We start from the raw sequence: 14,659 nt of genomic DNA, 5'->3' as shown, positions 1-14,659 counted from the left end.
TTAGAAGATGAGGTGTAATTAGAGGGAAATCAAATGGAGGACATGGTACAAACTGGGATGGCTTCGAATCCAAAGTACTGGAGTTCGTGACAGAGTTATAGTTGAAGTTTTGGAAAGATTTAACGTATATTTAGGATTGATCTTTATGCTACAGACAGAGGTGATTGATTGAGCACATCAAAAAAGCGAATCCAATTAATTGATGGACTGCGCGGATTCAGTCTGGCCGGTATCGTGCTGGCGAATATGTTGGCTTTCCAATACGGAATGTTCGGCCAGAGTAAACCCCAACTATTCGGGATCGGTGGTGTAGACCAGGCATTTCTCTCGTTTCTGCAGATCACTGTGGTAGGTAGTTTTATGCCGATCTTTGCCTTCATGTTCGGCTTCGGTATGATCAAACTGTCAGAAAGCCTTCAATCGCGAGATTTACGACCAAAGTGTCATCTTGCCCGGCGTTTTCTACTACTGTTTGGTATCGGATTGCTGCACATAACCTATCTTTGGGAAGGGGACATTCTATCGTTTTACGGTGTACTCGGTTTCTTTCTGCTGATGTTCCTGAATCGAAAGCCAAAAACGCTGCTCATTTGGGCGGTACTGCTACTTGTCGGAGCAGGGCTGCTAGGTTTGCCGGCATCCAATCCAATGAATCCGCTATCTATTGAATCCACTCATATGGAGAACTACATCATCCAAAGTCAGGATGTATACGGTAATGGCAACTACGAGGAGATCAGGGATTTCAGCAATAACGGCGATCCATTCGGTGGGGATTTGGATGTGTCATTTGCCTTGTTGGCCCTAGTATTAGCCCCGCTAATGACGGTACCGATGTTTTTGCTTGGTATGCACGCTGCCAGAATGGGCACGTTTAGCGATCCTCAGGCAATGAGGCATATGTATTTACGTCGTGCCTCGTTCTTGATTCCAGTTGGTTTGATACTCAAAGCATACGGTGTGTTGGCGCCACAATTTGGTGCGGAAGGATGGCCCGGAATCGGAATCGGCGGGACGCTCGGGGGAATGTTGCTTGCACTCGGATACATTTACGCATTTGCAATGTTATACGCAGGAAGTCGCCGTTATAGCCTGATGTGCAGGTTTGAGGCGGTCGGCCGTCTCTCACTGACGAATTACCTGATGCAGAGTGTCATCTGTACGACTATTTTTTATGGTTACGGTCTAGGTCTGTTTGGGAGTGCTGGTGTAATCATTGGAGCAATTATTGCACTTGCTGTCTATGGTACTCAATTATGGCTCAGTCCGTTATATCTTAAGAAATTTAGCAGTGGTCCAGTCGAGTATCTCCTTCGGATCTGGACATATCTATCTTGGAAAGGACAGCCAAGAAAGAAGAAAAGATCGAACACGAATTTGCAAGATAGTGCTCCTAGAGTGCACTGAGCATAAAACGTTGCTACAAATGCACAAAGAAGGCCTTTCTGTTAAAAGAAGGGTACCTTTGTGCCGCAGCAATCATCGACCAAAGCATGAACCCTAAAGTATGTCTCAACAACGCTCTAAAAGGCGATACATCCCGATATAGTGTCTCAGGTTCCTTAGATTTCTGACATCTTGAGCACGTGAACCACACATTTTGCACATTCAGAATGTAGCGAGTCTAATACATAAGCTAACTATTATAGTGCGGGCAGCGTTTAAGGTATACGAAATGAAAGATGCAGCGTATACATCCGACTGTTACCACTCGGACTTGAAAGGATCGTTATTGTGCTAAAATAAATAATTTTCTTCTATTATTGCTGATCATTTGGGTAGCAATCCTATATTCTTTTCGTTTTGCTTGGTTTGAAGGCTTATAACAGATTCCTGAAGATCTTCATGGTGTTTATTTACTTTTCTTGTTCTTTGGATATCTTATATGTTCATCTGGTATGGGACTTTTAGTTGGAAAGATGTGTTTTAAGGTTTTAAACGAAAAGAACAGTAAACCATTTGAGGGCATTTATTGTATTCAGCTAGGAGGGCAATGATTATAACATAGTGAGCTCATGCCCGACTAGCTGAAGTTGGAGGGAGGGGCAGAGGTCCTTTTGGCAGTTGCCTCTCCAATTCGGAAAACTTGAAAAGCTCGACAATGCTCCTTCTAACAAATGATGATCTTCTTGTACTGCATTTTTGAAACGAGGTTCCTTACAATGGAGCTGTGACGGCATTTTTTAATTTGCATACGCCTGCCTGTAATTGAACATCTGACAAGTGAGCAAATGATAAATAGATACCATACTTCGTACCGTCAGACGTTGAACTGCTGACTTCTGAGTATACAACCCCTTCAGATCTAGCCGATGCCCGAAAGACTTCATAAGTGGACGCATCACCTCGCCACCAGCCAAACACGTGCAGCCCCGCTTCATTTTCTACCCAATCAAACCATGTAGAGAGTTGTTGGTTCAAAAGTTTGAGTAACAGATGAAATTTGCGACTGTATAAACGATTCATCCTACGCAGATGACGCTCATATTGTCCGCTTGTCATAAATGCTGCTAATGCCCGCTGTTCGATCAGATTGACAGGTCTTGGCTCGTATAATGCCTGTGCTTTTCTAAAGGTGTCTGCCAAGGTGGGGGGGAGAACCACGTAACCAAGCCGTACTTCCAAAGGCAAGGTTTTCGTGAAGCTGCCAAGGTAGATTACGCGTCCCGCTTTATCCAATGTTTTCAGCGGTTCAACATGCATTCCGCGATATCGGAATTCACTATCATAATCATCCTCCACAATCATAGCATCATGACGATGTGCCCAATCCAGCAAAGTTTGTCTGCGTTCAAGGCTGAGCATTTCGCCGGTTGGAAATTGTCGTGATGGCGTGACAAACAACATACGTGCATCCCAGTTTTGGGGTACAACGCCTTGACCATCGAGACTGGCTTCAATCAAATTTGCACCCGCAGCCAAAATGGCTTGTGAAATTCCGATATAACAAGGACTTTCCGTCACTACATGATCCCCAGGATCTGCAAGTAATTGAGTGAGTAGAGCTATAGCTTGCATAGAACCGGCAGTGACTGCAATGTGATCTGCATCGACTTGAATCCCCCGCATCCGCCGAAGGTAGGCAGCAATGGCTTCTCGCAATTTCGGCTCCCCTGTTGAACTAACAAGAGCAGAGGTTGTTTCTATGTGATGCTCCCGATGCCGTATCTCAGCATACAATCGATTGTTCCATTCATCGTAAGGGAACTTGGAGAAATCAGGCTGGTATTTGCTAAAATCAATAACTTCGTCGCTTTCTATTCTGGAATTACTTGTTTGTGCATTGGTATGTGAATTCCTTTGAGTTGTGTGCTGTTCAAACTGCTGAATACGATTCCCCCAGGCTGATAAGTGATGAGTGCATGCTTTCTCGGTGGACGCATCATTGCTTAAATCCAACTGATAAGCAACAAAGGTTCCTCTCCCATGCTCGGAATGAATATAACCTTGAGCAGTCAACGTATCATACACCTGATTCACTGTTCCGCGGGAAATGTGATACGTCGCAGCTAACTCTCGTGTAGATGGTAACTTCTCGCCATGCACCAGGTTACCTTCTTGAATAGCATCACGAATTGCTTGATAGAGAGCCTTCATCTTGGTATATTTTCGGTTCAAATATGAACTGTAAGCTACATGAAATTGCATATGCCCTCCAGAGGATAATTTAGAAGTGGTACAATAAAAACCGAAATTATTGGATCTTTTTAGTTGTCCATTCTCATTTTATACTAAACCATAGGTTGAAGTGAAACAATAAATTTAATTAGGAGGAATACAATCATGCAAACAGGTACAGATCGTGTAAAAAGAGGAATGGCTGAGATGCAAAAAGGCGGCGTCATCATGGACGTCATGAATGCAGAGCAAGCTAAAATCGCTGAAGCGGCAGGGGCAACAGCTGTTATGGCTCTTGAGCGGGTACCTTCCGATATTCGCGCAGCTGGCGGTGTAGCTCGTATGGCAGATCCAACCATCGTGGAAGAGGTTATGAAGGTTGTATCTATTCCGGTTATGGCCAAGGCGCGTATCGGTCATTACATAGAAGCCAAAGTGCTTGAATCTCTAGGTGTGGACTATCTTGATGAAAGTGAAGTTCTTACGCCTGCAGACGAAGTGTTCCATATTGATAAACATGAGTTCACTGTACCATTTGTATGTGGAGCCAAAGATTTGGGAGAAGCTCTTCGCCGTATTGGTGAGGGTGCATCGATGATTCGTACAAAAGGCGAGCCTGGAACGGGTAACATCGTTGAGGCAGTTCGTCATATGCGTCTGATTAACAGCCAGATCCGCAAAGTGAAAAACATGTCCAAGGATGAGTTGTACGCTGAAGCAAAAAATCTGGGCGTAGCTTATGAATTACTGCGCGATGTTTATGAAAATGGAAAACTTCCTGTCGTTAACTTTGCAGCAGGCGGAGTAGCCACTCCGGCAGACGCAGCACTAATGATGCATCTGGGCGCAGACGGTGTGTTTGTAGGGTCCGGTATTTTCAAATCAGATAACCCTGAGAAATTTGCGCGTGCAATCGTTGAAGCTACAACACATTACACGGATTACAAACTGATTGCCGAAGTATCCAAAAACTTGGGTGCCCCAATGAAAGGCATTGAAATTTCTAAATTGGCTCCCGAAGAGCGCATGTCCAACCGCGGTTGGTAAGCTTAAATAGAACATTAATTTTAAAGTATTGTTATGATTTTACACAACGCTGTATTTAAGCATTGAGCTTGAATGGGGTAGGAATAGATATCAAGAAAAGCCGATCAATGAGAAGAATTGATCGGCTTTGTTGCGCTTTAGGGTCTCAATCATGCGTTTCATCTTAATTTCGCCCTTGAACCTGTGATAAAATAGTATATTTGAGAGTGAAATTCAGCGTCGATGTCGATGAAAGGCGGATGTTCAAGCATGTTCAAAGTTGCAGTCTGTGATGACGAGGAGAAACAAAGAGAACTTGTGAAAACGATGCTTATCTCCTTATCTCTAAAAACGAATATTGATTTTCAAATTACATTATTTGCATCCGGAGAGCAGCTCGTCTCACATTATAAAAACGTGGGAGACACGTTTCATATCCTCATTATGGATGTGGAAATGAGCGGAATGAACGGAATCCAGACAGCCCAAGAAATCAGAAATATGAAGTATCTGGATGTGCAAATCATGTTTCTGACCAGCTACCCCGAGTATATGGTTGATAGTTTTGATGTGGTTACTTTTCAATATCTGATCAAACCAATCCTGCCGGATATCTTCGAGGAGAAGATGATTAAGCTGTGCCAATATTTTAAAGCGCTGGACAAAAAGTATGTACTGATTAAGTCAGATTATGAAGAGCTTCTATTGAAATACGATGATATTCTCTGGATTGAGGTCATGAAGAGTTTGACGATCAAGAACAAATTAAAATTTGTGACTCAGGAAAATTCGCATGAGAGCAAAGGCATCTTATCCGGTTATGCCACCGCCTTGAAAGATCATGGTTTCTTGCAAATTCATCGCTCGATTATCATCAACCTGATGCATGTTCAGAAGTTTGCGGGTACCCAAGTCGTCATGTTAAATGGTACGGAATTGCCGATAGGCCGCTCCAAAGTCAAGGAAGTCAAGGATGCTTATACCAAATATATGATCATGAGGATTCAGTGATATGGATATGTATGTAATCTTGTCCGTCTTCGTCGTTCCTTTACTTATGGCATTCCAGGTGAATTTTTATTTCAATTCCGTGCTGGGCAAGTCCAAACGAAAACCATACAGAGCGATCTATTTCATTGTATTTGTTGTACTGGGGTATTTCTATTTGGTATCTTCATTTTCACCTGTCGTTTCGTCCGCTTTTGCTTTGTTATTCATCTTCAGCCTGGCACAATCCTATGAGGTGGAATTCATCAAAAAAATTGCATTTACCATCCTCTATGCAGTACTGCTCACAACGGTAAATTACATTGCCGTATATATTATGAGTGCGATTGATTCCACGGATTACAGCATATGGGATCATTTCAACGTGGATTATCACTGGGTGTTCTCCAAAGTGATGCTGCTTGGTTGCGGTATCATGTTCATTGTGATCCAGATTGTGCGTTTGATAGCCAAGCGGAGAAGTTTCGCTATGCATTATCGTTATTATTTCTTGTTTCTGATCGTACCTACCATTACGATCTATCAGATCAATGTGGCCTCAACTTATAGTGAAAAAAACATATATTATGTCGTTTCCGTATTAGGCTCCCTTTTTCTTAATGTGTTCATTGTTTATCTATTCGATAATATGGTAGAAAAGGTTCAGCTCGCACATGAAAATGTTCAACTACAGCGTCAGATGGACTATCAGGATGCCAACTATGAGAAAACAGTGCACAGTTTCAAAAACGTGAAAAGCATCATCCATGATACCAATCAGCAGTTCCTGTACATTGAAGAGTGTATCAAGCAAAACAAGCTTGATGCCGCAGGTGAGCATATTCAACTCACATTGAATAAGATTGAAGGAGCGTACCAGCGGGTGAACTCCGGCAATCTTGTTATCGATGCCCTTGTTACAAATACCATCGCCGTGGGGCAGGCAAATGGGATCAAAGTCGACACCCGTATTCAACTCCATTCACAACATCTCCATATCGATCGTTATGATCTGTGCGTTGTGCTCGGCAATATGTTGGATAATGCCATCGAAGCTTCCAAGAAAGTTAGACATGCTGAAGACAGGTATATCCTGGTTGCAATTCACTCCACGGCGTCTGCACTTGTAATCCAGATTCTAAATCATTTGGAGCAAAAATTGACTCACTTTAAGAGTGAGAAGCCCAATCCCGAGTTCCATGGGATCGGCTTAACCAATATATCGAGAATGTGCGACAAGTATGGCGGACATATGAGTATCGAGAATCATCATCGGACATTTAATAACATGGTCGTTCTTCCTTTTGACATGAACAGTCTCTGAACATACCGTTCGGGGATTGTTTTTTTCCATTCAGGGTTCGTTATCGTTCTATTTGCTTCTACTCCGATATGATGAATGTAATTATATGAGCATTATCATAAGGGAGGAAGTTATTATAATGAAGAAACTAATCAGTATGCTATGTACGGCTGTACTTGTAGTCATTCCGATGACAGATGTCAGTGCAGAGACGAACAAGATGGGAGCAATTGAAGATCAGGCTGGGCGACTCGCCACAGAGATGGTGCAGAATTATGGTGTCACAGGTTTACAATATGCGATCATGGATGAAGGGAAGATCATTTTGTCCGACAGTGTTGGATTCCAGGACAAAGCATCCAAAACACCAGTCGACAAGGATACCATGTTTGGAATAGGTTCCGTTAGCAAAATGGTTGTCACGGCTGCCACCATGATGCTGGTGGATTCCGGTAAAGTGGATCTGGATCAGCCCCTCACTTCCTATATTAAAGATTTTGAAATGGCAGATGCACGGTATACCCAAATAACCCCGCGAATGCTCATGAACCATTCCTCTGGGCTTTACGGTACCCATTATGGAAACAGTATGTTATTTGACGATACCGATACCCGCAATCATGATGAATTACTACTCAAATTAAAGTCAGAGAAATTGAAATCAAACCCGGGAGCCTATTCCGTCTATAGCAATGATGGCTTTCAGTTGCTTGAGATATTGGTTGAACGTGTGAGTGGATTGAGCTACAGCGAATTTATTGCCAAGTTCATTAGTGAGCCGTTACAGCTGCAAGCAACCAAGACACCACTTGATTCTTTTGATAGAGAACGATTATCCGAGACGTATTGGCCTACAATTGAAACGAAACTGCCTGTCGAAAATGCTAATATCCTCGGTACAGGTGGAATCTACTCGACTGCAGAAGAATTAAGCCAATTCGCTGAAGTGTTGATAGGAAACAAACCGGACATTCTGTCCAAATCAGCAGCAGAGTCCATGCAAAATCATGAATATCGTCGGGGAATATGGGTGTCCGAAGAGAGAAATACCTTCAACTATGGTCTTGGATGGGATGCTGTAGCACTTGCACCGTTCAGCGATTATGGCATTACTGCACTTGCCAAAGGTGGAGACACCATGTTGTATCACGCCTCGTTAATCACTATACCGGAACATGATATATCAATGGCGGTCCTATCTTCGGGCGGGTCTTCTATCTATAATCAGATGTTTGCCACTAAAGTTCTGTTGGAGGTTCTTCAGGATCAGGGCATCATCGACGAAATAGAGCCTGAACAAACATTCTCACCACCTGTCAAAACAAAGATGCCCACGGAATTGACGGCGTATTCCGGCCTCTATGGTACGGTAGGTTCAACCCTTGATATAGAGGTTAAGAATGGTGAGATCGCACTTCCGGCTATGCAGGGAGGACTTATCCCGGAGCAGAATTACGTGTACACGGGTGAAGGGAAATTTACGAGTAACGATGGAAGTGTGAAGGTCAGCTTCGAGAAAGAAAGCAACGACAAGGTATATTTTAAAGTTCAAGCGAATATCACGCTGCCTGGACTAGGCCAAACGGTGATGAACACATATGATTATCAAAAATTGGGAAATAATTCGCTAGATACAGCATCGAAAAAGAAATGGGAGGCTAGAAACGGCTCGAAATATTACGCGCTGGATGAAAAGATAACGTCGATCTTCTATCTGGTTCCATCGATGCTGATCAAAAACCTGACCGTAGATGTGGAGAACGGTTATGCGAATGGCACACAAATTGTTGATCCTGACAATGCAGAGAATGTCGCACAGATTCCAGTGATGAACGGAAGAGATGCTTTTGATCTGCATTTCCGTACGAAGAACGAAGCGGAGTACTTAACTCAGGATGGACAGGAGTATATTGCGGAGGAAGCCATTACACCAATCTTCGGTGGGAAAACAGGCATCACCACCATCCCGTCCAACGGTCAAGCTCGGTGGTATGCCATCGATTCCCGCTCAGCGAACAAAACGTTAACGGTGGATTCTCCGGAGAGCGGAGGTTATGCGGTATATAACGATAAAGGTGAAGTGCTTCAATTTTCAAAAGCAACGAATCAACAATCAACGCTGCTTCCCAAAGGTGGTTTTATCGTCTTTGGTGGTGAAGCGGGAGATGTTTTCAAGATTCAACTAAAGTGATTGCATAAGGAAAAATGATTTCATTCGAAAATATCGGGTTCTGAGCGTAGGTTGCTCGTGATCCGATATTTTTCTTTTTGTTTACGCCCAAACACAACATGATTCTCCTTCATAGGCTATATGGAATTAGCCTAATTTGTTAATGAAAATTATGTGTTCTCATAACTAAGGAGTTGGATAGATACGTGATTTCAAAAGTTAAGCTTACAGGGCGAGTGGTGTTTAAAGGTGACCCTGGTTATGAAGTGGCTCGGAAGAACTGGGATCCGCATACGGACAGATTCCCTAAAGTTTTTGTATTTGCTCAAAAAACACAGGATGTAGCCAACGCCATAAGATGGGCGCGTCAAAATAAGGTCCCTATTCGTCCGAGAAGTGGGAGGCACGCTTTAGAGTCCAACCTTTCACAAGTCAATGGTGGTATTGTCATCGACGTTAGCGAAATGAAGAGAATCAAGTTAAACAAAAAAAGCGGAACGGCCGTTGTTGAAACAGGTAATCGGGTAGGAAGAATCGTGGATACGTTGGCTCGACAAGGTTTTATGGCCCCATTTGGTGACAGTCCAACGGTTGGGATAGGTGGAATAACACCTGGTGGCGGAATTGGTCCACTGCAAAGGACAACGGGTCTCATCTGTGATAATCTAATTGAACTCGAAATGGTTGATGCTAAAGGACGGATTATTCGGGCGAACAAAAAACAAAATTCCGATCTTCTATGGGCTACACGTGGCGGCGGAGGCGGTAACTTCGGTGTAAATACTAAATATAAATTCAAAGTGCGGCGCGCTCCAGCCAAAGCTACTGTATTTAGTATCACATGGCCATGGGAACAGTTCGAAAAAGTCGTGAAGAAATGGCAAGTATGGGCGCCTAAGGCTAGTAACAAGCTGGGAAGTGAATTAAGTGTTGGTCCCAAAAAAGGCGGAAATGTTAGCATGCTAGGGGTATACCTCGGTTCGAAGAGTGAAGCCCTCCGTCAGTTGGAACCCATTCTTAGCGTAGGAACGCCTACTAAAAAAAGCATTCTGTATCTGCCATACAGGGCAGCAACGAAGTTTTTGCTAGCCCCAGATCCTGTGCTCACTCAAAGGTACAGCAACCAGTTTTCCAGTGGCTTTGGCAGACAGCCATTCCCGGATAAAGCCTTCAAAGTCATGCGTGAGTTTCTGGAAAATGCAGAGGAAGGCACACCAGCCGGTTTCTATTTCCTTAACTGGGGCGGTGCTGTAAGTCGAGTCGCTCCTCAAGCCACTGCGTTTTACTGGCGAAAAGCTGAATTTTATGTGGAATGGAACAGCTCATGGGTGAAGCCATCGCGTGCAGCTAAAAATATTGCTTTGACTCGGAACACAAGAAAGAAATTGCAGCCTTATATTGTAGGGTCCTACATTAACGTACCAGACCAAGGTATTAAAAATCCAGGGCCGACCTATTATGGGAAGAACTACGCCAGATTGAGAAAAGTAAAAGCGAAATACGATCCGAAAAATGTATTTAATAACCCGCAAAGTATTCCGCCGGCTAAATTCAAATAGGATACGATTTCAAACCGTTAATTCTGAGTAGAGTTAACGGTTTTTTGACCTGTCTAATTCCTTGTGTTTATTATTTATTGTAGAGTAAGATGTATAAAAATTATGATATCGAAACTGCATCTCGGGGATCAGGGAATTTATTTCAGGGAGGTGGAACATGGATTACACTTCGTCGATTGAAGCTGCATTAAAGGTGAAGCGCCCTAAATATACCGCTATAGCGGCGGGGCGACGTCATACCATTGGTCTTAGATTGGACGGAACGGTGACGGCAGTGGGGGATCATAAAGTTGGACAATGTGATGTAAGCGGTTGGCGCGACATCGTGGCGGTAGCGGCTGGTAATGTTCATATGGCGACCAACACAGGTAATTCGCATACCATCGGTCTAACATCTCACGGCACGGTGGTGGCTGTGGGTTGGAATATACATGATCAATGCGAAGTATACGACTGGCAAGATATTGTAGCAATTGCTGCGGGGTGGCGTCGTACCGTTGGTCTTAAATCGGATGGCACAGTGATTGCTGTGGGACGAAATAATGAAGGCCAATGCGCTGTAAGCAACTGGCGTGATATGGTGGCGGTAGCGGCGGGTGACTGGCATACCGCCGGGCTTAAATCAGATGGTACTGTGACGATTGTGGGCAATAATCAGTATGGCCAATGTGAAGTAAGCGGTTGGAGCGATATCGTGGAAGTAGCGGCAGGGTACCTTCATACGGTGGGGCTTACATCGGGTGGCACTGTGGTTGCCGTGGGTGGGAATAAACATGGGCAATGCGAAGTAAGCGACTGGCGTGCAATGGTGGCGATCGCGGCAGGCAGTAATCATACCATCGGTCTTCAATCGGACGGTACGGTGGTTGCCGTGGGTTGGAATAAGTTCGATCAATGCAATGTAGGGGACTGGAGTGACATTGTGGCGATTGCTGCGGGTTGTGCTCATACTCTTGGCATTAAATCAGACGGCACGGTTGTGGCTGTGGGGGATAATGAATATGGTCAATGTAATGTAAGCAGTTGGTGTAGTTAATCTACTTTTAGTATTCTTTTCCATAACAATATAGCCTGCTCCTTCTTTTTTTGATAACATAGATTAGCCTCAGTTCAACCGAGTCTATTATCGGTTTGTTACAGATTCTTTAGACGAAATTAACACTTTTATAAGTACTTATGTACCAACTGATATTCGTCAATATAACTAATGTTTAATATCGGGGGCAATGTTACAAACGGATGAGTAGAAGGTTCGAAGACGGCGCGTTTCGACTGGCACAATCGGTTATGGCGCATTGAAAGTCGCTATTATAGCGGCTTTTTTGTTTTACCCGGATTTGTTACTAGAAACGGATGGCCTTGATGGAATGGATAGTTAACCGGTATTGGAGAATTTAACCAATGGAATGTGGTTCTCTATAAATCGGAACTTCTTATTGTGATAATAGTTATCATTCTCATTTACGTAATTCGACATTTGCTGTATACTGACAATGACTATGATACATATTGGCCAAAAAGAAAAAGGAAAAGGGAGAGATTTTGAATGTTTTTACGAGTAAATAAAGGAGCAATCCTTTGTTTAATTACTGCACTTGTTTTTGTGCTTGCAGCTTGCTCCAGTGGTAATGATAGCAGCAAAGATGCAAACACTAGCTCACAGGAAGCCGTGACGGATAGCGCTACGAATGCTTCAACAGATGAGCAAGAAACGGATGCGGATGCTACAGGCGCAGCTCAAACAACATACCCAATCGTTGTTTCAAACTTTACAACTGAAAACGGCACCTGGGTGGCAAAGGAACAAACCTTTGATAAGGCACCTGAACGAGTGGTTGCCAATACACAAGGTGCAGCGGAGTTATTGATTCGTCTTGGCTTGACTGACAAGATTGTTGGCGTAGCGGCGTTATTTGGCAATGTACCTGATGATATTGCTGAAGATTTCAAAAAAATTCCTGTGTTATCTGAAGGTTATGTAGGCAAGGAAGTAACTATAGGTGCTTCACCTGATCTGGTTATGGGGCGTGGGGGATTGTTTGAAGATGCTGATTGGGGTGTTGGTACTGTAAATAGTCTGAATGAGATGAATATCAAAACATTTGTACAAAGTACCAGCGTTACTGATGCAAAATTAGATAATTTATATCAGGATATCACTGAGCTGGGTAAAATATTTAACGTACAAGCGAATGCAGCGGCATATATCGAACAGCTCAAAGCACGTGAGAAAGCGTTATCGGCTCGAGCAAGCGCTGAAACGATCAACTATGCATCTTTCTTTGATAATGGTGATGGAACCATTGGAGTGTACAACGGAAATGGAGACACATTTATTGAAAGTGCAATGTCATTAATCAATATGCATAATATGCTCATTAACGAGGAAGGCACGCTTAGTTTGGAGAAGCTAATCGAGATCAATCCAGATGCTATGATTATTTCGAAATATGCCGGCGGTATTGATCCAGAACAAACGATTGAAAAGCTGCTAGCCAACAAGCAATTGCAAAGTGTTAATGCAATTAAGAACAAGAAAATTTACATTATTGATTTCAACAACTTCTGGGGGTATGGCGATTCTATCTTCACAGGAGTTGAAGCACTCGCAGATGATCTGAACTTGTAAGAGTAGATGCGCTCGCTTGATTACCATGCATGCAATTAATATCATGTTTATTTTAACGGCAGAACAGTAATTTACTGGGCTGTCGTTTTAATTTGAGCCTATATTCAATATTGGCTGGAGCATGTCCTTTCACGTTTAACCATGTTAAAATGGAGGGATAATTGTACATATGGTATGGAAAGAAGGCAGGGAGCAATCAATGAAACCTAAACTTAATGATGTTGCAGATTTAGCAGGAGTTTCACCGACGACGGTTTCTCGGGTGCTCAATAATCGAGGCTATATCAGTGAGGAAACGAAGAATCGAGTCCATGACGCAATGCAGCAGCTGAACTATTTTCCAAATGATGTAGCTCGGTCATTATTTAGTAAACGAACCAATCTCATTGGATTAATCATACCCACAACAAGCAACCCCTTTTTTGGTGAGTTGACTTTTCATATTGAAAATATTTGTGCGTCATCAGGTTATAAACTACTGATTTGTAATAGCTTGAATCAGCTGGATAAAGAAGAATCATATGTGGATATGCTCATGCGTAATCAAGTTGACGGCATTATCGTAGGGACACATAACCGAGGCATTGTTAATTATGATCAGAAAAATATTGCGGTTGTTGCGATTGATCGCTTCTTATCGGATACGATTCCTGTCGTAGGATCGGATAACTACATGGGCGGAAAAATGGCTTCTGAGCTGCTGATTGACAAGGGATGCAAGCACATCCTGCATATTAATGGACCTGTCGAATTGGAAACTCCGGCAAGCTTAAGAAGAAAAGCATATGAAGATGTCATGGAGCAGCATGGTCGCGAAGCGATCACTTATGAAGTATATGATCCATTCCATCAACAGAATCATGATGAACCGATTGGGCGTTTGCTTGATGAACATCCCGAAGTAGATGGATTGTTTGCGAGTAATGACTTGGTGGCAGCGTCATTCATTGCTACAGCAAAACAACGTGGCAAACGTGTTCCTGAAGATATTCGTGTAATTGGTTATGACGGAACCGAAACAACTCGTAACTTGCTTCCTGAATTAACGACGATTCAGCAACCTATACAGGAAATTGCGAGATCTGCCGTAGAGCTAGTCATTAAAGAAATTGAAGGTGAATTCAGTGAGGTCCCGCGAGAAACGTATCTGCCTGTGAAACTTATTGAAGCGGGTACAGTGTAAATTTAATTTTCATATCTACTACAAATTTTTTGAAGACAAGACGAATGGAGCTAACCTTAGGGTGCTGGGATTAAGGGAAGCTCCTTTTTCTTTCGAAAATATGTCAAGCGGTTGACATATGAAACCGGTTGACATATAATCGATTTTGCAAGCGCATTAAAGTGCTTACATTCACATTAAATGT

The 14,659-nt window shown here is 43.1% G+C and carries 10 protein-coding genes; 9 read left to right on the top strand and 1 reads right to left on the bottom strand.

All coding sequences use genetic code 11. The annotated features are described in order from the left end of the window. Positions 1–168: 168 nt before the first annotated feature. On the top strand, positions 169–1,407 hold the full coding sequence (locus HP548_RS16420) for a DUF418 domain-containing protein (RefSeq protein WP_175382261.1): 1,239 nt from the start codon (positions 169–171) through the stop codon (positions 1,405–1,407). Positions 1,408–2,157: 750 nt separating this feature from the next. Here HP548_RS16420 and pdxR read toward each other — a convergent pair. Then, on the bottom strand, positions 2,158–3,648 hold the full coding sequence (gene pdxR, locus HP548_RS16415) for a MocR-like pyridoxine biosynthesis transcription factor PdxR (protein WP_175382260.1): 1,491 nt from the start codon (positions 3,646–3,648) through the stop codon (positions 2,158–2,160). 132 nt (positions 3,649–3,780) lie between these two features. Between pdxR and pdxS the strand changes: the two genes are divergently transcribed. The 8 genes from pdxS (at position 3,781) to HP548_RS16375 (ending at position 14,475) form a co-directional block, all read left to right on the top strand. Then, positions 3,781–4,665, top strand: coding sequence for a pyridoxal 5'-phosphate synthase lyase subunit PdxS (gene pdxS / locus HP548_RS16410; RefSeq protein WP_343054884.1), 885 nt, complete (start codon positions 3,781–3,783; stop codon positions 4,663–4,665). Positions 4,666–4,914: 249 nt separating this feature from the next. Then, the gene (locus HP548_RS16405) at positions 4,915–5,655 is read left to right on the top strand and encodes a LytR/AlgR family response regulator transcription factor (RefSeq protein WP_076289277.1); all 741 of its coding nucleotides are present in this window, start codon (positions 4,915–4,917) and stop codon (positions 5,653–5,655) included. 1 nt (position 5,656) lies between these two features. Continuing rightward, a complete protein-coding gene (locus HP548_RS16400; protein WP_175382258.1) occupies positions 5,657–6,955 on the top strand; it encodes an ATP-binding protein in 1,299 nt (432 codons plus the stop codon). 118 nt (positions 6,956–7,073) lie between these two features. Beyond that, entirely contained in the window at positions 7,074–9,125 is a 2,052-nt protein-coding gene (locus HP548_RS16395) for a serine hydrolase domain-containing protein (RefSeq protein ID WP_175382257.1), read from the top strand. A gap of 188 nt (positions 9,126–9,313) precedes the next feature. Continuing rightward, positions 9,314–10,663 carry an FAD-binding oxidoreductase gene (locus tag HP548_RS16390; protein ID WP_409347663.1) on the top strand — a complete coding sequence of 450 codons (1,350 nt, stop codon included), beginning with the start codon at positions 9,314–9,316 and terminating at the stop codon, positions 10,661–10,663. A gap of 157 nt (positions 10,664–10,820) precedes the next feature. Then, complete coding sequence (locus tag HP548_RS16385; RefSeq protein ID WP_175382255.1) at positions 10,821–11,699, top strand: RCC1 domain-containing protein; 879 nt, start codon at positions 10,821–10,823, stop codon at positions 11,697–11,699. A 510-nt stretch (positions 11,700–12,209) separates the two neighbouring features. Then, the gene (locus HP548_RS16380) at positions 12,210–13,292 is read left to right on the top strand and encodes an ABC transporter substrate-binding protein (RefSeq protein WP_175382254.1); all 1,083 of its coding nucleotides are present in this window, start codon (positions 12,210–12,212) and stop codon (positions 13,290–13,292) included. A gap of 199 nt (positions 13,293–13,491) precedes the next feature. Continuing rightward, the gene (locus HP548_RS16375) at positions 13,492–14,475 is read left to right on the top strand and encodes a LacI family DNA-binding transcriptional regulator (protein WP_175382253.1); all 984 of its coding nucleotides are present in this window, start codon (positions 13,492–13,494) and stop codon (positions 14,473–14,475) included. Positions 14,476–14,659 lie beyond the last annotated feature (184 nt).

It is taken from the genome of Paenibacillus taichungensis (genome assembly GCF_013359905.1).
Taxonomy (GTDB): Bacteria; Bacillota; Bacilli; order Paenibacillales; family Paenibacillaceae; genus Paenibacillus; species Paenibacillus taichungensis.
The sequence above is the reverse complement of the archived record's forward strand: the minus strand, read 5'-3'. Positions and strand labels throughout refer to the sequence as shown.